Genomic DNA, 18,055 nt, shown 5'->3' with positions numbered 1-18,055 from the left:
TAGACAGGTGAAGATTGTAGAATAGTACCGTTATGAGTGTTGAAGAACAAGCAATGGGCCCAGATCAGGAGGCCACGGAGTCTGACGTAGTCAGTGACGTGACCGACTCGACAGATGTCATCAATGCCAATGACGTTGCCGATGCCGCCGATGGTACTGATACTGAGAGTGCCGAAGGTGTCGATGCTGAGAGCACCGAGAGTGCGGAAGACGCCGAGACGCAAAAGTCCGAGCGCCCGACTCGTCATGCCATGATCATGCGCGGCGTGGTAACGCCTATTTTCGGTTTGCTAGCTGTGGCGGCGATTGTGCTCGGAGTGCTGAACGCCACGATATGGAAGCCTTCCAGCGAGATCACCGCATCTGCCAACGTGACCGGTTCTCGCTATGTGGTTACCGATCCCGGCGTGCTCACCTTGTTGGATAAGAACACGACGATGACCGTGAAGTCCTCCTCGTCCAAGGATGAGACATGCGTAGCCTTGGCCTCCACCAAGGATGCAGCCGGTTGGGTAGCAAGCGAGAAGTCCTATCAGCGCATCAGCGGTTTGACTTCTTGGACCGAGCTCGGCGTTCAGAAGGGTGAGCCCACCAAGAACCAATCGGGCTCGTCGGATGACGCCAACGAGGTGGCATTCAAAGACTCCGATATGTGGACTTCCGTGAAGTGCGGCAATGGTTCGGTGATCTTTGATAGCAAAGATCCCGCCGCTTCGACCGTGGCCATCATGGATCTCGGCTCACATAAGGCGTCCGCCACTATCAGCATGCACTGGGTGCGCTCTGAAGTTCCCGATTTCGCCATGCCGTTCTACCTGTCCGGCGGTCTGCTGGCGGTAATCGCGGTGTTGTGTGCGTCCGTGTTCGCCATGCCTCCGCATAAGCGCCGTAAGCGCATTGTGGAGGGCAAGGCCACTGCGTCAACGGGGCCGTCGTTCGCGGAACAGGTTGAACAGGGAATTATTGGCAACGGCTCGATTCCGGCTGAAGTGCCGCCGACCGGCCGTAAGCGTCGCCGCCATGCCGCACACCGTCGCGGTTCCAAGAAGACCGTGCCCGCCGAGTCGGCCGAATCTCCCACGATTATCGATCCCGCGTCCCGCAATTTGGTCGCCGATCAGCAGTCCGGCGAAGCGGGGGAGACCGAGACGATGCCGGATACCGAGTCGACATCAGTGATTTCTCCTGATGAGTTGCAGGCATACTTCTCCCGTTTGGCTCAGGAAGTCAATGACAGTGAAGCCTCGGATAGTGCTGCGGCCGATGATGTGGACAACCAGGAGGAGAACTGATGAGCATGCGTTGGAACAAACTGTGCGTCGCCGCCCTCTCCGTTGCCGCGCTGATTATGCCGTTGGCCGCTTGCGAAGGTCAGCTGCCCACCCCGGCCGCTGACTCATCCACCAAGGCTCAGCCGGATTTGACTGAGGCGCAGGAGAAGAAGATTCGTGCCAAGATTTTGGAAACGATCGATCAGGCCGACGCGGCTCGATCCGCGGACGGCTATAAGGCCGTGATGGGCGGGCCTCAACTGGAGATTCGCACCAGCCAGGCCACCATTGCCCAGAAAAGCGGCTCGATGTCCAAGTATGCGACCATTCCTAAGGACATCGCCCAGGTGGTGATTCCCACGGATGACGGCTGGCCGCGCTCGGTATTCACCATCACCACCACTACCGAAGACCAGCAGTCCAAGCGTTTATTGGTGCTGAATCAGGAATCAGCCCGTCAGAATTACAAGCTGATGGCCATGGCACGTCTGTTTGAGGGAGCGCAGCTGCCGAAGTTCGAGGTGCCGACCATCGGTTCGAGAATGGGCACCGATAAGGATGAGAATCTGGTGGACACGCCTGCCGATGCGTTGACCCAGTATGCCGATGTGCTGCAGAACGGTGCGAATAGCAAGTTCGCCTCGCAATTCGCGGATGACCAGCTGCGCCAGAAGATTGCCGAACTGACCAACACCGTGCAGGAAGGCATCGCCCGCAACAACGGTACGCAGGAGCAGACCTTCACTGCCGCGCCCGACCAGATGTGGGTGATGCGCACGGCTGATGGTGGCGATTTGGTCGTGGGTCGTGTCGATTCCGTATGGACACGTCAGGCCGGTGACGGGCGCGAATCCCAGCCCGCCTCCGATGATGAGAAGATTCTGTTCAACAGCGATAAATACACCAGCACCATGAAGGTTACGTACGTGAACGTGGTGGCGTTGTACATTCCTTTGGCCAACTCCGGTCAGCAGATCACCGCCGTGGGAGCCGACCGCACCCCGGTCAAGGTCGAGGCGCTGTAAGTTTCCCACCACGTAGTAATTTCCCCACCGCGATGTCAGACGAATTTTGCCTTTCGTGGAATAACGCCGTTTTGGGTAACCACGTGGTGGACGATTCACTACGTGGTGGGAATTTCACCGCGTAGTGGAAGAATGGCTACGCGGTGGGAATCGGCACTACAATCGATTCCAGCATTGTTTGATTGTCGGGCGTGCGAATCGTGCGCGTACATGTGGAGGCATATATGGCTGATCAGCAGCAGTTCAATCCAGGAGTATCGTTGGCGGGTGCTGTCGATTTGGAAGCGCTGAAGCATCAGGTCAAGGCTGAGCCAGGACAGGCTGGCGGCGCACCGGCAGCTGGTGGATATGTGATCGACACCACCGAGAACACCTTCCAGGCGATGGTGCAGACCTCCGCCACGTTCCCGATTCTGCTGTTGCTGTGGGTGCCCACTGACGACCGTCTTTTCTCGATGGCTCGCGCGCTGGGCGATGCGGTAAATGGTCTCAATGGCCAGATTCAGCTCTCCCGCATTGACATCGCGACTAATCCTTCGATCGCACAGGCACTGCAAGTGCAAGGTGCGCCGGCATTGTTCGCGCTGATTTCCGGTCGCCCGATGCCGTTGTTGCAGGGCCTGCCTGGTGATGATGAGCTGAAGCAGCTTACCGATGAGGTGATTCCCAAGATTATTCAGGCCGCGGCCCAGTCCGGCGTGACCGGCACTGCGCCGTATTCCGGCGATCCTGATTCCGATGCTGCCGCGAGTACCGGTGCGACTGGTGCTGATACGGAGCAGGTGCCTCCCGAGCACGCTGAGGCTCATCGCTTGGCCGAGGAAGGCGACTACGCCGGTGCCGCCGCTGAATATGCACGTGTTATGGAATCCGATCCGTCTGATGCGCTGGCCGCCCGCGAACATGCCAAGGCGCTTTTGCTGGCCCGTTCCGGTTCCGCGGATGTGCGCGAGGTGCGTGCCGCCGCAGCCGCTGCGCCCGACGATGTGGAAGCGCAACTGGCCGTGGCTGATATCGATATGATTGGCGGCCAGATTCAGGATGCTTTTGACCGTCTGCTTGACTTCTTGGCCGCAGGCCATAAGGGCGATCTCGAGGCGGTGCGTCAGCGCCTGCTCGAGTACTTCACCATCCCCGAACCGACCGACCCGCGCCTAGCTCGTGCCCGTCGCCGTCTCGCAACCCTGATGTACTGATTTTCCTTGGCTTCCCTCGAGTGAGGCCGAGCCGTGAAGCAAACAGCCCGGTGGGCTGTTTGTAGGCGAGGGCGAGACGATAGCCGAGCCAGAAAGCTGCGGGGCAAAGCCCGTCCTTAATTGCGGCTGAGCTGGCTGTTACGCCATCCGGTTTTTCCCGAAGTGCTGCTGGAATCGCGGCCCGTCCAAGGCCAGCTCCTCTTCAAAGTCGTCGGCCCATGTGCTGAACGGCTTGGCAGCCAGTCCGTCATTGTTGAATCGCGCCTGATCGGTGATTTCGGTAACGCAGAACTTCGGAATCGTCAGATTGGTTACTGGTCCCGATCGTTCGGCCTCGGCCACGATAAGAGGCGCATTGAGCCCGCCAAACACATCCACACTCCAGCCGTCCTCCGCAATCCATACGGAATAGCGGTTCTTGATAACCACTTCGCCGCCGCGCTTGATGAGTTCCGCGGCAATGCGGGCGTCAATCTCACGCTCCACTTCATATCGGGTGCCGCCCACGGACGGTCCCTTAACGGTAACGAAGGCCTCCGAGAACTGCTCGCGGTGCTCATCCAGCACGGCAATCGGGTCGATGTCAGGGGTCATATTGACGCTCACCTTGTGTGAGACCAACCTGACGCGCAGCGCATAGTTGTCGGCATGCACGTAGTAGCTCTGGATGATGAGGGCCGGGATGTCGCCGTCGTTGTATTCGTCTGGCAGCTCGCGGCAGAAGAAGCGGCGTTCGTATTCGAAGTCATCTGTAGGTTCCGACATAACCCCATTGTAGAGCCGTTTACGGCGTTTCCCTAGGTTTTGCCGGTGATTGGCCTCACAATATGGTCATGATGCCGGCTGGGCTGCGCTGATGATAGTGGCTTGGGCGCGGGTGATGGTTGGTGTACAGTAAAGAAGTTGCTCGGGTTTGTAGCTCAGTGGATAGAGCGTCTGTCTCCGGAACAGAAGGTCGTGGGTTCGATCCCCATCAAGCCCACCGGTGGGGCTTTCGGCATATGTCGAAAGCCCTTTTTTCATGCTCGCTCAGGGTTCCCTGAGTTTTCCCTGAGGGCATCCATGAATACCCCATGGAATGCTGTTGTGCTGGGTTTTAAGAGCGCATAATGAAGTGGATTGAGGTCATGGAACTCACCCCATGAGGAGGTGTGCGATGATCCGGAACGGGTCGCAGCGGCATTGGTCGGTTCACTTGCTCGCTATGGTACTGGCGCTGTCTCTGGTGACGGGATTCGCGGTTACGGCGGGCCTGCGTGTGCGCCGCAAGGAACAGCCGTTCTGGCATATGTGGTGAAGCATCCCGGAAGCGCTCTGCTGCATATCGCCCGGGCGGTGAGGCGGAATATGGCCGCATGGCGGGCAGTGGCATCCGTAAGCGTGCCTGCGCTCGGTAAACTGCTACGTAATCGGGTTCGCTAATCCAACAAGAGGAGCACATAATGAGCGAGAAGATGGAAGCCGTAGCTACTTCGGAGGCCCCGGCCGCGCTGGGCGCGTACAGCCAGGCGGTGAAGGCCAATGGTTTCGTGTTCGTGTCCGGTCAGCTGGGTATTGATCCGACCACCGGTGAGCTGGCAGGGGATACCGCGGGCGAGCAGGCCGCGCAGGCGTTGAAGAACATCAAGCATATTCTCGACACCGCCGGTACTGGCATTGAGCATGTGTGCCGTGCCACCATTTACCTGAAGAACGTTGAGGACTTCAAGGAAGTGGACGCTCGCTACGCCGAGGTGTTCATCGGTTCCGTGAAGCCCGCACGTGTGGCCTTTGGCAACAACATGATTCCCAAGGGTGCACTGGTGGAGATCGACGCCATCGCCGTGGAGTGACGTATTTGCCCCCGCTGGCGGGGGCTGCCCGGCAATAGTCGGACGGAGGGGGTGGTTTTGGCCGTGAGCTGAGACCACCCCCAGTCAGATGTGCTGACGGCATCCACCAGCGGGGCTGGTAATGCATGGTTTGGGCGTCGGTTCGTGCCACAATAGTGACCATGGCATCCAAAGGAAAACCGTCGCCGCGTTCGGCTGTGAGCCCGCTGAGCAACGAACAGGTCAAGCGTCTGGCAGGCAGCCATACACTCGTGGACCCCACCAATTACTATCCGACTGGTCCGCGTACGCCGAACCAGCCGGAGATCAACGCCCAGAACCCCAAGGCCACCAAGCGACTGCTGGCCGGTGTTTCCGTGGTATTCCGCGCTAGTTGCAAGACCAAGGCATGGGGTCTTGACCATGTACCGGAAACCGGCCCGTTCATTACCGCGGCCAGCCACATCACCATGTTCGATGTGTTCGTGCCGATGATGAGCCTGTTCCACATGGGCCGTCGCCCGCGTTACATGGCCAAGGCCGAGATGGCCAAGTGGCCGCTGATCGGCAAATGGTTCCAATTGGTCGGCATGCAGCCGGTGCAGCGTCGCTCCGGCAAGGCCAAGCAGATCGAGGAGACCTCAATCGATATTCTTACTTCCGGCCGCCCCCTCACCGTTTGGCCGGAAGGCACGGTGACCCGCGATCCGAAGAAATGGGTGATGAGCATCAAGGAGGGTGTAGGATACATTGCGCTTGAAGCCTCCCGCAGACTTGGCCATCAAGTGCCGCTCTACCCTGCAGTGACGTGGGGCGCGGCTTCCATCAACCACTGGTGGCCGTGGCCTCGCAAGAATGTGGTGATGTGCTACGACGAGGCGCTCGATTATTCCGATCTGCTTGTTGACATGGATTCCTGGGGCGATGAACCGCCCGCCGAGGCCGTGGACGAATTGATGTGGCGCGTATTCAAGCGCATGAACACGGTGTTGGAGGAGATTCGCGGCGAGCGATTCCCGGCAGAAGGCTATTGGGATTACCGTTCCATGAGCCGTAAGCCGTGGCCCGAGGCTGGTGGCCAGTTCCCGGCGGTGGAGTAGCATAACGCACAGTTGCGCGCAGCGAAAATAGGAATTTGATATGGGTAGGAAAATAACGGTTCTCGGTGCAGGAGTATGGACGGAGCCGTAAAGGCGACAGCCCGGTGGGCTGTCGGTAGGCGACGCCGAACGACGATAGCCGTGAGGTAGAAAAACAGCACTCCATGCGACAAGCGAAGGTAGGAATTTGATATGGGTAGGAAAATAACGGTTCTCGGTGCAGGGGCATGGGGTACTGCTTTCGGCCAGGTGCTGGCGGATGCCGGCAATGACGTGACCATGTGGGCCCGTGAACCGGAAATCGTCGAGGATATCCGGGACAATCGGCGCAATGGTGTTCGCCTGCCGTCTGTCAAGAAGCTGCCGGATGCCATCACCGCCACTGGCAATCGCGCCGAAGCCGTCAAGGATGCCGATATTGTGGTCGTGGCCATCGCCGCCCAGTTCGCCCGTGTGGCACTCGTTGAGTTCAGGGGATTGATTCCCGAGCATGCCATCGTGGTCAGCCTGATGAAGGGCATCGAGCGTAACACCAACAAGCGCATGGATGAAGTGGTTCGTGAGACCCTTGATTTGCCGGCTGACCGCTTTGCCGCCATCTCCGGCCCGAACCTGTCCAAGGAAATCGCCGATCGTCATCCCGCAGCCACCGTGGTGGCCTGCGAGAACATCGACAACGCCACCATCGTGGCCGAGGCCTGCACCACCAAATACTTCAAGGCGTTCGTGACCACTGATGTCATTGGTCTGGAAATGTGCGGCAGCCTGAAGAACGTGACCGCGCTCGCCGTGGGTATGGCTCGTGGTGCCGGTTACGGTGAGAACACCGCCGCCATGATCGAGACCCGCGGACTTGCCGAGCTCACTGCTCTGGGTGCTGCGGCAGGCGCCGATCCCAAGACCTTCTTTGGGCTGGCGGGTGTGGGCGATCTCATCGCCACCTGTGGCTCGCCGCTTTCCCGCAACTACACGTTTGGCTCCAACCTCGGCAAGGGGCTGAGCGTGGAAGAAGCCACTAAGGTCAGCAATGGCGTGGCGGAGGGTGTGCCTACCACGGATGCGGTGGTGGCTTTGGGCAATCAGCTTGACGTGCCCACTCCGTTGGCCTATCAGATGAGCCGTGTGCTCAATGAGGGCATTTCCTGTGCGGAAATGCTTGCCGGGCTTTTCGGGCGTGAAATCACTGTCGAGTAGACTCATAGCAGATTAAAAGTTTCGTTCAGCAGTCAAAGGATGGTTATGGCCAAGAAACGTATTGTGGTGCTCTATGGTGGGCGTGCGGATGAACATTCGATTTCCTGCATCTCCACGGCCGGCGTGCTGGCGGCTATGGATACCGAACGTTTCGAGCCGATTCCGGTGGGCATCACCAAGGACGGCAAGTGGATTATCGACGGTGAGGATCCGCGCGGCTGGAATCTGGACGGCGACGAGCTGCCGACCGTGAAGATCACGCCGAAATCCCGTCCGGTGATTCTCGACCCCTCGCGAGGCAAGGACGGTTTCTTTGCCGGTGAGCCGGATCATCTCCGCAATGCCGACTCCGGTTTTGGCACCAGCTTTGTGAGCTTGTCCGATCCTGAGATACATCACGTGCTGACCTCGCTGGGGCATGTCGATGCGGTGCTGCCTGTGCTGCATGGCCCTTACGGCGAGGACGGCACGGTGCAGGGTCTTCTCGAGATGATGGGTGTGCCGTATGTGGGCTGTGGCGTGTTCGCCTCTGCCGCCTGCATGGATAAGCACTACACCAAAGTGGTGCTCAACGCTGCCGGTATTCCGACGGCTCCCGGCATTATGGTGGATGCGCGCGAGTTCACTGCAGCCGATGTGGTCGCCCAGATCGAGGCAGCCGGATTGGCTTATCCGCTGTTCGTCAAGCCTTCCCGTGCTGGATCCAGCTTTGGCGTCACCAAGGTGGATAAAGCCGAGGATCTGGAAACCCAGCAGGACCGTGTGGCCGCTGCCATCGCCACGGCCGGTGAGCATGACTGGAAGGTGCTCATCGAGCAGGGCATCGACGGCCGCGAGATCGAATGCGCCGTGCTGTGCCCGAAGGCGGGCGATGAGCCCGAGGCCAGCTGGCCCGGCGAAATCGTGCTTGACCACCAGAATGACGACCAGTTCTATGATTTCGATTCCAAGTACATGGATGCTTCCGCCAGCCATGTGGAAGTGCCGGCCAACCTGCCCGTCAGCGTGCTTGAGGATGTACGCGACGTGGCTCGCCGTGCGTTCAAGGCCGTAGATGGAGCGGGTCTGAGCCGCGTGGATACCTTCGTGACTCCGGACGGCACCGTGATGGTCAACGAGATCAACACCATGCCTGGCTTCACGCCGATTTCCATGTATCCCAAGGCGTGGGACGCCACGGGTGTGGGATACACCGAACTCATCACCCGTCTGATCGAAGGCGTGTTGAAGTAATCTCGCAACAGCGACTGCGTGGCTTCCCTCCTTGGGAAGCCATTTTTTTTTTTGACGTATGGCCGTCGAGCGTCAACAGTTCATGCAGAGTTTTCCTGAGTTCAGCCAACGTATGGCAAATGGCGAATGCAATTCACTTTCACGCCAGTGTCCGGACAGATTGGACGCATAGTTTCTTTTCTTGGGATTACGGGCTGCGCGCATGCCGCGCAACGAGCCCGGTTCCCCAGACCGTTTCCGTCTGGATGATGTTGAGAAAAGGAACATTATGAACAACCTGAGTAAGATCGCGGCCGGCTCCCTTGCCGCCGTGCTTGCATTCTCCATGGCCGCCTGCGGCTCCAGCAGCGCCTCCTCCGATGGCGCCGGCGAAAGCGCCGGCAAGGCCGTCACCGTGAACGGGAAGTCCGCCAAGGCCACTTCCCTCGCCGACTTCGGTACTATGGAAGACCTCGAAAAGGCCGCCAAGGAAGAGGGTGCGCTGAACGTCATCGCGCTGCCGCACGACTGGTCCAACTACGGCGAGGTCATCGAGGGCTTCAAGAAGAAGTACCCGGAGATCAAGGTCACCGAGCTCAACCCGAACGCTTCCTCCAAGGAAGAGCTTGACGCCGCCAAGACCAACAAGGGCACCGACGCCGCCCCCGACGTGTTCGATGTCGGCCAGGCCATCGCCGCCACTTCCACCGATAGCTTCGCTCCGTACAAGGTGCAGGCCTGGGACAAGATTCCGGACACCGCCAAGGATGCCGACGGCGCCTACTACGCCGACTACACCGGCATCATGTCCGTGGGCTGGAATGCCGATAAGTACGGTGAGATCAACTCTCTGGACGATTTGCTCGATTCCAAGTTCGCCGGCACGGTGTCCTTGAACGGCAAACCCGCCGAAGCCGGTGCCGCCTTCAACGGCTACCTGATGGTCAACCAGCTCGCAGGCGGCGACATCAATAACCTGCAGCCTGGTCTTGACTTCTTCAAGAAGCTGCAGGAAGCCGGCAACCTGACCACCGTGGACGTGACCAACGGCACCATCGACTCCGGCCAGACCGGTGTGGTGTTCGACTGGACCTACAATCAGGCTTCCTACAAGAAGGAGCTCAAGGATAAGGGCGTGAACTGGAAGTACAAGACCTTCCCGAAGGCCCAGGTCGTGAGCTACTACAACCAGGCCATCAACAAGGACGCGCCGCACCCGGCCGCCGCCCGCCTGTGGGAGGAGTACCTGTACACCGCCGATGCCCAGAACCTGTGGTTCAAAGGCGGCGCCAACCCGGTGCTGCTCGACTCCATGAAGGAAGACGGCACCGTTGATCAGGACACCCTGAAGGACGCCATCACTATCGAAGGCGACCCGGTCTCCTACACCAACGATGACTCCACCCGCATCACCGAGTGGCTCCAGAACAACTGGGACAAGACGATCGGCAACTGAGGTTACCTCGCATGACTGCCGCAATCGCACAGAACGGACCTGCTGCCGCCAAGGCCGCGGGTCCGTCCGCTACTCCCTCCGCCGCCTCGTCCGTGCTGGCGAAGCATCGTCAGGAGCTGGGCACGCTTGCCTCCACGCTCCCGTTCTTTGCCTACACCGCCTGCTTCCTGCTGGCTCCCACCGTGATTGTGGTGGTGGGTGCTTTCCAGGATCGCAGCGGCGGTTTCACGCTCTCGAATTTCAATAAGATGTTCGAAGCCAACACCGTCGCCGCATTCGGCACCTCGATTCTGGTGTCCGTGGCATCTTCCGTGATTGGTGCGGTGGTGGGTGCGCTCGCCTCCTACGCGCTGGTCATCGGCGCCAAACCGAACGGTCTGCTGCGTCGCATGATCTCCGCCATCTCCTCGGTGCTCGCCCAGTTCGGCGGTGTGATGCTTGCGTTCGCGTTCATCGCCACCATCGGCATTAACGGCATCGGCACCATGCTCATCAAGACTCTGACCGGCTACACGGTGAACCCGAACTGGCTGAGCTCGCTGCCCGGTCTGATCACCATCTACTGCTACTTCCAGATTCCGCTGATGATTATCATCTTCCTGCCCGCAGTCGATTCGATTCGCCCGCAATGGCGTGAGGCCTGCGAATCATTGGGCGGCAATACGTTCCAGTACTGGACGCGTGTGGCCTGTCCGATTCTGGCTCCCCGCTTCATCTCCGCGTTCCTGCTGCTGTTCGCCTCCGCGTTCTCCGCATACGCCACTGCCGCAGCCCTGTTCTCGCAGCGTTCGATTCTGGTGCCGCTGATGATTCAGGGTGCCATGCGCAATGAGATGGATCCTAACCAGCAGGGCTTTGCCCAAGTGCTGGCATTCGCAATGATCATCGTCGTGGCCATCGTCATGCTGCTGAGCCACGCTGTGGAAAAGAGGGCCGGACGTTGGCAGTGAATGCAGAAGATACCCGCGCGTTCGATACTGACGGCATCGCCGGTGCCGTCGTCGCGTCCACCGTAACGTTCCCCAAGCCCCCGCAGCTGCGCGCCGCACGCCGAGCCAAGCAAAGCGTCATCAAATTCGTGATTTTGTTCGTCACGCTGGCGTTCCTGTTCGTGCCGTTGCTGGCCATGCTCATCTTCACCCTGCGTCATCCGCTCTCCGGCCGCTGGTCGGCGGCTCCCTGGATTGCGATCTTCACCGGCAACGGCGAATCGTTGGGTGCCGACCTGACAGTACTGTGGCAGGGCGTTGGCACTTCGCTGGCGCTGAGCGCGGTCACTGTGGTGATCATGCTGTTGCTGCTGGTGCCCACCATGGTTATCGTGCACATTCGCTCCAAAGCCTTGGAACGCGCAATCGAATGGGTGGCCACCTTGCCGCTGACCATCCCGGCCATCGTACTGGTCGTCGGCCTTGGCCCGATCTACCGCTGGCTGTCTGCCGACGTGCTGAGCACCAACCCGATCTGGCTGTGCTTCGCCTACGTGATCCTCGTCATGCCGTTCGCGTTCCGCGCCATCGCCGTGGGGCTCAACTCCATCGATGTCAAGACCCTGGTCGAGGCCTCCCGTTCGCTCGGCGCCTCCTGGCCCAAGGTGTTCTTCAAGGTGATCATCCCGAACCTGTGGCAGTCGATTCTGTCGGCATCCTTCATCTCCATCGCCGTGGTGCTGGGCGAATACACCGTCGCCTCGCTGCTCGGCCGCATGAACCTGCAGGTCGCGCTCTACCAGCTCGGCCAGTCCAATTCACAAATCTCCACCGCCATGTCGCTGCTGGCTCTGCTCTTCGGCGTGGTGCTGCTCGTTGCGCTCGACTTGATTTCTGATGCGATGCGCAAGTCCAAAGAAGGTAAATGATTATGTCTTTCCGTTCGATGTTTGGCCATGAGGCTTCGCATGAGGCCGTTGCCGATGTGGCTCCGACTGTCGGCACCGGCTCCGATGTGCAGCCCGTCGCCCCCGCGACTTCCGCGCAGACTGCCGCCGAGGATGCGTTCAAGAACGATCCCACCGCTACCCTCGAGGGCGTGTGCGGCAAGGACGTGACCAAGGCCGCCAAGGCTCTGCTCAAGGACACCGTCAAGCGCGGCGGTGGCTCCATTCAGATGCAGAACGTCATCAAGATCTACCCCGGCTCTACTGTGCATGCGCTTGACGATTTCAATCTGGACATCAAGCCCGGCGAAATGGTCGTGCTGCTCGGCGGCTCAGGCTGCGGCAAGTCCACCGCGCTGCGCTCGCTTGCCGGCCTCGAGGATATTCAGGGCGGCCGCATCATGGTCGGCGGCCAGGATGTCACCGGCGTGCCGGTCAACAAGCGAGAGATGGCCATGGTGTTCCAGGCTTACTCCCTCTTCCCTCACATGACCGCTCTCGAAAACGTGGAATTCGGTCTTGAAGTGCGTGGCATGGGCAAGGCCGAGCGTCGCAAGATTGCCATGGAGCAGCTTGAGCTCGTGGGGCTTGCCGATCAGGCCAAAAAGTACACACAGCAGATGTCCGGCGGCCAGCAGCAGCGTGTGGCCTTGGCTCGTGCATTGGCAGTCAAGCCGCGCGTGCTGCTGCTCGACGAGCCACTTTCCGCCCTCGACGCCAAGGTTCGTGTGCAGCTGCGTGATCAGATTCGCCGCATTCAGCTCAACACCGGCACCACCACCGTGTTCGTGACCCACGATCAGGAGGAAGCGTTGGCCGTGGCCGATCGTATCGGCGTGATGAACAAGGGCAAGATCGAGCAGATCGCCGCTCCGCAGGACCTGTATCAGCGCCCTGCCACTGAGTATGTGGCCACGTTCATTGGTTTGACTAACCGCCTGCCCGGAGCGTCCAATGGCGACGAGGCCGTGGTCTTCGGCCAGCGTGTGCCGCTGCTCGAAGGGTCGGCCAAGGGTGATTCCGTGGCCGTGCTGGTGCGCCCGGAGAATCTGACTCTGACCGCGGCCGCACAGCATGACTCCCACGTGGGTGAGCGTGCGCGCGTTGAGGTCATCCACTTCCTCGGCTCCTTGGTGCGTGTGGATACGGTGATCACCTCCGGCGAATACCAGCGCTGGAACAAGGGCGAGCAGCTCAAGGTCACGGTGCAGTTGCCGGCCAGCGAGTTGCCGGCTGGGCTCGCCGTCGGCGATGAGGTAGTCGTGGCTCCTCGCGCGGTCGCAGCGCTCGCTTGCTGAGCCTCGATGGGGGAATCAGCCGGCAGCGTATGATAACGAAAATTCACTGTCGGCCGTAGCTGCCGATGTGTGATGGTGTGGGACAACATAAAATAATCGCTGTTTTTTGCATGTTGTCCCACTGAATTTGGGACAACATGCCTGTCAAACGTTATACATGTGTGTTGTCCCATTGTGCTTCTTAGAAAATCGTTGCAATGACGCCATTCCACCGCCGCGGCCACATGGTGCGGTTTGAGGAGCGTGGGACGATACGCAAAAACAGCCTATTTTTGCATGTTGTCCCACGCGAAATGGCTATTGCCGCACAATTCCCGACTGGTATGCCTCTCGGTTTTAGCGCGGTTTTGAACATACTGCCGTATTCTTGAAGCGTGTGCATAGGCGGTCCTCGGACCGGTAATAAAGGGGAATCCATGAGCGAACCGCAGACGCCGCAAACCGAGCAGGGAACTCAAACAACGTTGCCGCAGCAGTCGGGTAACTGGTGGTTTGTGGCATATCGACGCTTTTCGATAGTGGGCGTGGCGCTCGCGATTATGGTGGCGTTTTGGATTGGGCTCAACATGCTGGCCACCGGTGCATTACATCAGTTTGCCGGTAACGATGTGCCTACGTGGGCGGTGTTGCTGGCCTCCTCGGGCCCGCTGTATCTGGTGGCCATGCCGCTCAGCATGCTGGTGTTCACGCGCGTGCCCGCCATCAGCACCCGCCAATTTGCCATGAAGCCGGGCGAATTCATCCCGCTTTTCATCATATGCATTCCTGTGATGTACCTCGGCAATATCATCGGCATGGTGCTGTCTGCCGACATCACCGATGGTCAGGCCACGAATCGTATCAATGATCTGGTGCTCGGCGGCAATGAGTGGGTGAATGCATTGTTTGTGGGACTGCTGGCGCCGATTTGCGAGGAATGGTTTTTCCGCAAGCAGATCATCTCCCGTCTGCGCAGGTACGGGGAAAAGACGGCTATCGTGTTCTCCGCACTGGCATTCGCGCTGTTCCACATGAATCTGTTCCAGTTCTTCTATGCCTTCGGTCTAGGCCTGATTTTCGGCTATGTGTACACGCGCACCTCTCGCCTGCGTTACTCGGTGCTGATGCACATGCTGATCAACCTCAATGGCTCCGTGCTGGCGCCGCTGATGCTCAAGCAGATTGATCCCAGAATCTTCAGCGGCACCATCAGTGAAGCCGAAATCATGAGCATGGTGCAAGGCGGCAGCGGTATGCGCGGATTGAGCATCATGATGCTGTACGGCATGGTGATGCTGGGTCTCCTGATTGCCGGTATCGTGCTGCTGATCGTCAAGCGCAGGAACTGGGAATTCTATCTGGCTCCCGAAGAGTTGCCTACCGGTTTGAAAGTGCGCACGACCTACGGCAATCCAGGTGTGGTCATCTATATACTGCTGACCGTTGGCCTGACTATCTGGATGCTATTGGCGTAAGCATTTTTTGGCGCCCCTCTTTGAGGGGAGCTGCCAGCAAAGCCGACTGAGGGGAGTCTCCGCGGTATCACGGTACTCCCCTCAGTCTCACTTCGTCTGGCAGCTCCCCTCAGAGAGGGAAGCCAAGATGGTTAGATGTTGTCTGCTGAGCCGCCGTCTTCGACAAGATAATCGGCTCCGGCGATGGCGCGCGCGGCGGCATCCGTCACAGTGGACAGCAGCACGCCTTCGCGTGCGAATACCAGTACTTGGCCGGTCATGCCATAAGGCGAGAAGCCGGTGAATTTGACCAGAGGCGGCTGCCCTTCCAAAGACACATTGGCGGTCGCCTTGGTCACACGGTCGAGGATATCCTGACTGACAGCGGCCGGATCGCTGGACGCTTTGGCGGTGAATTCCAGCGTCGACATGCCCTCACTCACCGGCGTCAACTTGGTCAGCGCTGCGGTATTCAGCACCGAGTTGGGAATGATCATCAAATCACCGTTGCGGGTGCGCACCGCGGTCTGCCGCCAGGTGATGTCATGCACAGTGCCGGTGACGCCTTGAACGGTCACCAAATCTCCGGGCTGGATCACGTGTCCTAGCATCAATCCGAATCCGCCGATGATGTTGGCAACGGTATCTTTCAGACCCAGTGAAATCGCCACGCCTCCAACGCCGAGGGCGGTGATCAGTGTGGTGGGATTAATGCCGAATACTGGTTGCAGCACCATTGCCGCGCCGGTGACCCAAATCGTTACACGCGCGAGGTTCACGAAAATCGAGGCACTGGGAATCTGCGAATTATCCAATACCTTGCGCAGAACGCGACTGACAAGCCGGTCGGTCACCAGCACGAGGACCAATACAATGGCCAACCACGTGAGTTTGCCGACGTTCGCTTGGAACCAGCGATCGATATTTCCTGCATATTCATCCATATGCCTTACTGTATCGGCCATCTCTGAAGAAGTTGTGAGAGACTCCTCAGCAGAGGAAGTATATACGGATTGCCTCCCTCTGACGAGGAATGTGGCTGCCGGAGGCGGTCGGAGGGGGAGACCAGTGCGGAAGATCAGTTATGCTGCCAGCAGCGTCACGCCGGTCATGGTCCAATTCCTCTATTCCTGATGCTCGCGGCAGGTTTGCCCGAGGCCGCGTGCCAGGCGAATCGGGTCGAGAATCTCATCCAGCTGTTCGGCGGGCAAGTCGGTGCGCTCGCCGGCCACTTCGCGCACGGTGCGGCCGGTATGCACGGCTTCGGCGGCGATGTCGGCTGCATGCTCATAGCCAATATAGTGATTGAGCGCGGCGGAAATCGACGGCGAGGACTGAGCGTAGGCGCGCCCGTTATCTGCGTTGATTTCAATGCCTTCCACGCAGTTGACGCGGAACGTCGTCATCGCGTTGGTCAGCAGCGCCATGCCGGTGAGCAGCTCATGCACCATCACCGGGTCAAAGGCATTGAGCTGCAGCTGACCTTCGGCCACGGCCCAGTTCACGGTCACGTCCATGCCGAAAATCATGAAACAGCATTGGTTGACGCATTCGGGAATAACCGGGTTCACCTTGGCTGGCATAATCGAGGACCCTGCCTGGCGTGCCGGCACATTGAGATCGTTGAACCCGCAGCGAGGGCCGGAGTTCAGCAGTCGCAGATCATCGGCGGCCTTCTTCAGATGCACGGCGAGGTTCTTTACGGCTGCGGATGTAGACACATACGCGCCCATATCGGTCATGGCAGCCACCGGATCAGGGGCGGCGGTAACCGGCAGACCCGTGATTTGCGCCAGATGCTTGGTGGCGGACTGGCGGAAGCGCAAATCGGCGCAAATACCGGTGCCGATAGCGGTGGCGCCGAGGTTGAGCTGGGCCAACAATGGCACTACGCGGTCGAACGCGGCCAAATCGGACTTCAGCAGTGTGGCGAATGCGTGGAATTCCTGGCCGTAGGTCATTGGCACGGCGTCTTGTAGCTGGGTGCGACCGATTGTCACATCATTGATGTGCTTGTCGGCCAAATCATGGAAGGCCTTGGCGAGTTTCTTGGTGGACTCGGCAAGCGGTCCCAGCGCGTCAATCAGTGCGAGCTTGCAGGCGGCCGGATAGGTGTCGTTGGTGGATTGCGATTCGTTGACATCGTCGTTCGGGTGAATGTATGAGTAGTCGCCACGCTGATGGCCGGCGATTTCTAGCGCGCGGTTGGCGATTACCTCGTTCATGTTCATGTTCGACGAAGTACCGGCGCCGCCCTGCATAACATCGACCGGGAACTGATCGGCCAGCTTGCCGGCCTCGATTTCCAGGCAGGCAGCACGGATGGCCTCGGCCTTGGAAACGTCGATGAGTCCCAGTTCCTCGTTGGCGATGGCGCAAGCGCGCTTGACTGTGGCGTAGGCGCGAACCAGCTCCGGATGCTGGCTGTCGGTGATGCCGGAGACCGGGAAGTTGCTGATGGCGCGCTGGGTGTGAATGCCCCAGTAGGCGTTTGCCGGCACTTCCATCTTGCCGATGCAGTCGTGTTCCAAACGGGTGTTGTTCGAAGTTTCGCTCATGTTTTCTATCTTCCTGTGCGTGAGGTGGAAACGCCAGCATTGTGCGGCGATTGCGCCTTGTGAGAAACCTCACGCGGGTTTATGCAAAGAGCCACGCCTGTTGCGGCGGAGCTCTTCGTTGGAGGATTGGATTAGGGTGTGTTTACACTAGTTGGGTTTTGGCTGTGTTTTTTCAGGTAGACGGCGATGAGGATGAGCTGGAGGTTGGCGAGGAAGGTCTCGTCGAGCCTGTCGTGGCGGGTGGAGGCCTTGCGGTGGTGCTTCATGCGGTTGAAGACGCGTTCGACCATGTTCCGCCCTCCCCGGGAGGCGCCGACGGACCGGGAGCCCTCTTTTTCGGCGCCCCGGCCGCGTGCCGGTGGACCTGTGGAATCTGCTGCGGCATGGCTTCGTGCCTTCGTTTCCAGTCGCGATTTGTTTTGTTTGGCGACAGAAAATCGTACACGGACACGGGCCATGCCCCTATCTCAAGCCCAGACCAAAGTACGCATAATTTCGGGCGTTGGGGGCTGCGGACATTTTCTTGGAGATGGTCACGCAGCCATTCCCTGGCTTTGACGGTATTGTACAGGACTCATCCAACCAAGCGACCGTTTGATGCGCTCGTGGTTGTACCAGCGGATGT

General features: G+C 59.3%; 18 protein-coding genes and 1 tRNA gene. 14 read left to right on the top strand and 5 right to left on the bottom strand.

All coding sequences use genetic code 11. From position 1 onward, the window contains the following. The first annotated feature begins 53 nt into the window (after positions 1-53). From NBH12_RS01475 to NBH12_RS01465, 3 genes are all read left to right on the top strand, one after another. The gene (locus tag NBH12_RS01475; protein ID WP_250819143.1) at positions 54-1,292 is read left to right on the top strand and encodes a hypothetical protein; all 1,239 of its coding nucleotides are present in this window, start codon (positions 54-56) and stop codon (positions 1,290-1,292) included. Next, positions 1,292-2,296, top strand: coding sequence for a DUF8094 domain-containing protein (locus NBH12_RS01470; RefSeq protein WP_065464218.1), 1,005 nt, complete (start codon positions 1,292-1,294; stop codon positions 2,294-2,296). The genes NBH12_RS01475 and NBH12_RS01470 overlap by 1 nt, the downstream gene beginning before the upstream one ends. Positions 2,297-2,520: 224 nt before the next feature. Beyond that, a complete protein-coding gene (locus tag NBH12_RS01465; RefSeq protein ID WP_052828921.1) occupies positions 2,521-3,492 on the top strand; it encodes a tetratricopeptide repeat protein in 972 nt (323 codons plus the stop codon). Positions 3,493-3,630: 138 nt separating this feature from the next. On the opposite strand, the gene NBH12_RS01460 is transcribed toward NBH12_RS01465, so the two are convergent. Beyond that, positions 3,631-4,257 carry a CYTH domain-containing protein gene (locus tag NBH12_RS01460; RefSeq protein ID WP_250819090.1) on the bottom strand — a complete coding sequence of 209 codons (627 nt, stop codon included), beginning with the start codon at positions 4,255-4,257 and terminating at the stop codon, positions 3,631-3,633. A gap of 144 nt (positions 4,258-4,401) precedes the next feature. Here NBH12_RS01460 and NBH12_RS01455 point away from each other — a divergent pair. From NBH12_RS01455 to NBH12_RS01405, 11 genes are all read left to right on the top strand, one after another. After that, a tRNA-Arg gene (locus tag NBH12_RS01455) sits at positions 4,402-4,474 on the top strand. A 174-nt stretch (positions 4,475-4,648) separates the two neighbouring features. Beyond that, the gene (locus NBH12_RS01450) at positions 4,649-4,789 is read left to right on the top strand and encodes a hypothetical protein (protein WP_171842530.1); all 141 of its coding nucleotides are present in this window, start codon (positions 4,649-4,651) and stop codon (positions 4,787-4,789) included. 145 nt (positions 4,790-4,934) lie between these two features. After that, positions 4,935-5,324, top strand: coding sequence for a Rid family detoxifying hydrolase (locus NBH12_RS01445; protein WP_003828192.1), 390 nt, complete (start codon positions 4,935-4,937; stop codon positions 5,322-5,324). Positions 5,325-5,485: 161 nt separating this feature from the next. After that, a complete protein-coding gene (locus tag NBH12_RS01440) occupies positions 5,486-6,403 on the top strand; it encodes a lysophospholipid acyltransferase family protein (protein ID WP_025221138.1) in 918 nt (305 codons plus the stop codon). A 192-nt stretch (positions 6,404-6,595) separates the two neighbouring features. Further along, on the top strand, positions 6,596-7,597 hold the full coding sequence (locus tag NBH12_RS01435; protein WP_016462200.1) for an NAD(P)H-dependent glycerol-3-phosphate dehydrogenase: 1,002 nt from the start codon (positions 6,596-6,598) through the stop codon (positions 7,595-7,597). 45 nt (positions 7,598-7,642) lie between these two features. Continuing rightward, positions 7,643-8,830: a D-alanine--D-alanine ligase family protein gene (locus NBH12_RS01430; RefSeq protein ID WP_016462201.1), complete on the top strand. Its 1,188-nt coding sequence runs from the start codon at positions 7,643-7,645 to the stop codon at positions 8,828-8,830. A 268-nt stretch (positions 8,831-9,098) separates the two neighbouring features. Further along, positions 9,099-10,265: an ABC transporter substrate-binding protein gene (locus NBH12_RS01425; RefSeq protein WP_025262736.1), complete on the top strand. Its 1,167-nt coding sequence runs from the start codon at positions 9,099-9,101 to the stop codon at positions 10,263-10,265. A gap of 11 nt (positions 10,266-10,276) precedes the next feature. Further along, on the top strand, positions 10,277-11,215 hold the full coding sequence (locus NBH12_RS01420; RefSeq protein WP_003828197.1) for an ABC transporter permease: 939 nt from the start codon (positions 10,277-10,279) through the stop codon (positions 11,213-11,215). A gap of 35 nt (positions 11,216-11,250) precedes the next feature. After that, positions 11,251-12,123 carry an ABC transporter permease gene (locus NBH12_RS01415; protein ID WP_044051860.1) on the top strand — a complete coding sequence of 291 codons (873 nt, stop codon included), beginning with the start codon at positions 11,251-11,253 and terminating at the stop codon, positions 12,121-12,123. Beyond that, positions 12,120-13,439, top strand: coding sequence for an ABC transporter ATP-binding protein (locus NBH12_RS01410; RefSeq protein ID WP_250819089.1), 1,320 nt, complete (start codon positions 12,120-12,122; stop codon positions 13,437-13,439). Before NBH12_RS01415 ends, NBH12_RS01410 begins: the two co-directional genes overlap by 4 nt. Before the next feature lie 416 nt (positions 13,440-13,855). Continuing rightward, the gene (locus NBH12_RS01405) at positions 13,856-14,893 is read left to right on the top strand and encodes a CPBP family intramembrane glutamic endopeptidase (protein WP_250819088.1); all 1,038 of its coding nucleotides are present in this window, start codon (positions 13,856-13,858) and stop codon (positions 14,891-14,893) included. A gap of 131 nt (positions 14,894-15,024) precedes the next feature. Here NBH12_RS01405 and NBH12_RS01400 read toward each other — a convergent pair whose 3' ends face one another. The 4 genes from NBH12_RS01400 to NBH12_RS01385 form a co-directional block, all read right to left on the bottom strand. Further along, complete coding sequence (locus NBH12_RS01400) at positions 15,025-15,816, bottom strand: mechanosensitive ion channel family protein (RefSeq protein WP_016462205.1); 792 nt, start codon at positions 15,814-15,816, stop codon at positions 15,025-15,027. Between the two features lie 180 nt (positions 15,817-15,996). Next, positions 15,997-17,430, bottom strand: coding sequence for an aspartate ammonia-lyase (locus NBH12_RS01395; protein WP_015438395.1), 1,434 nt, complete (start codon positions 17,428-17,430; stop codon positions 15,997-15,999). Between the two features lie 131 nt (positions 17,431-17,561). Further along, entirely contained in the window at positions 17,562-17,720 is a 159-nt protein-coding gene (locus NBH12_RS01390) for a transposase (protein ID WP_052790720.1), read from the bottom strand. A 243-nt stretch (positions 17,721-17,963) separates the two neighbouring features. Further along, positions 17,964-18,053, bottom strand: coding sequence for an IS3 family transposase (locus NBH12_RS01385; protein WP_502801743.1), 90 nt, complete (start codon positions 18,051-18,053; stop codon positions 17,964-17,966). Between the last annotated feature and the right edge of the window lie 2 nt (positions 18,054-18,055).

This window comes from Bifidobacterium sp. M3-N-101 (genome assembly GCF_023656805.1).
GTDB classification, from domain to species: domain Bacteria; phylum Actinomycetota; class Actinomycetes; order Actinomycetales; family Bifidobacteriaceae; genus Bifidobacterium; species Bifidobacterium breve.
The sequence above is the reverse complement of the archived record's forward strand: the minus strand, read 5'-3'. Positions and strand labels throughout refer to the sequence as shown.

Coding starts and splice junctions, on each gene's coding strand:
- NBH12_RS01475 (WP_250819143.1), top strand. CDS start 54: ATGGGCCCAGATCAGGAGGCCACGGAGTCTGACGTAGTCAGTGACGTG.
- NBH12_RS01470 (WP_065464218.1), top strand. CDS start 1,292: ATGAGCATGCGTTGGAACAAACTGTGCGTCGCCGCCCTCTCCGTTGCC.
- NBH12_RS01465 (WP_052828921.1), top strand. CDS start 2,521: ATGGCTGATCAGCAGCAGTTCAATCCAGGAGTATCGTTGGCGGGTGCT.
- NBH12_RS01460 (WP_250819090.1), bottom strand. CDS start 4,257: ATGTCGGAACCTACAGATGACTTCGAATACGAACGCCGCTTCTTCTGC.
- NBH12_RS01450 (WP_171842530.1), top strand. CDS start 4,649: ATGATCCGGAACGGGTCGCAGCGGCATTGGTCGGTTCACTTGCTCGCT.
- NBH12_RS01445 (WP_003828192.1), top strand. CDS start 4,935: ATGAGCGAGAAGATGGAAGCCGTAGCTACTTCGGAGGCCCCGGCCGCG.
- NBH12_RS01440 (WP_025221138.1), top strand. CDS start 5,486: ATGGCATCCAAAGGAAAACCGTCGCCGCGTTCGGCTGTGAGCCCGCTG.
- NBH12_RS01435 (WP_016462200.1), top strand. CDS start 6,596: ATGGGTAGGAAAATAACGGTTCTCGGTGCAGGGGCATGGGGTACTGCT.
- NBH12_RS01430 (WP_016462201.1), top strand. CDS start 7,643: ATGGCCAAGAAACGTATTGTGGTGCTCTATGGTGGGCGTGCGGATGAA.
- NBH12_RS01425 (WP_025262736.1), top strand. CDS start 9,099: ATGAACAACCTGAGTAAGATCGCGGCCGGCTCCCTTGCCGCCGTGCTT.
- NBH12_RS01420 (WP_003828197.1), top strand. CDS start 10,277: ATGACTGCCGCAATCGCACAGAACGGACCTGCTGCCGCCAAGGCCGCG.
- NBH12_RS01410 (WP_250819089.1), top strand. CDS start 12,120: ATGATTATGTCTTTCCGTTCGATGTTTGGCCATGAGGCTTCGCATGAG.
- NBH12_RS01405 (WP_250819088.1), top strand. CDS start 13,856: ATGAGCGAACCGCAGACGCCGCAAACCGAGCAGGGAACTCAAACAACG.
- NBH12_RS01400 (WP_016462205.1), bottom strand. CDS start 15,816: ATGGATGAATATGCAGGAAATATCGATCGCTGGTTCCAAGCGAACGTC.
- NBH12_RS01395 (WP_015438395.1), bottom strand. CDS start 17,430: ATGAGCGAAACTTCGAACAACACCCGTTTGGAACACGACTGCATCGGC.
- NBH12_RS01390 (WP_052790720.1), bottom strand. CDS start 17,720: ATGGTCGAACGCGTCTTCAACCGCATGAAGCACCACCGCAAGGCCTCC.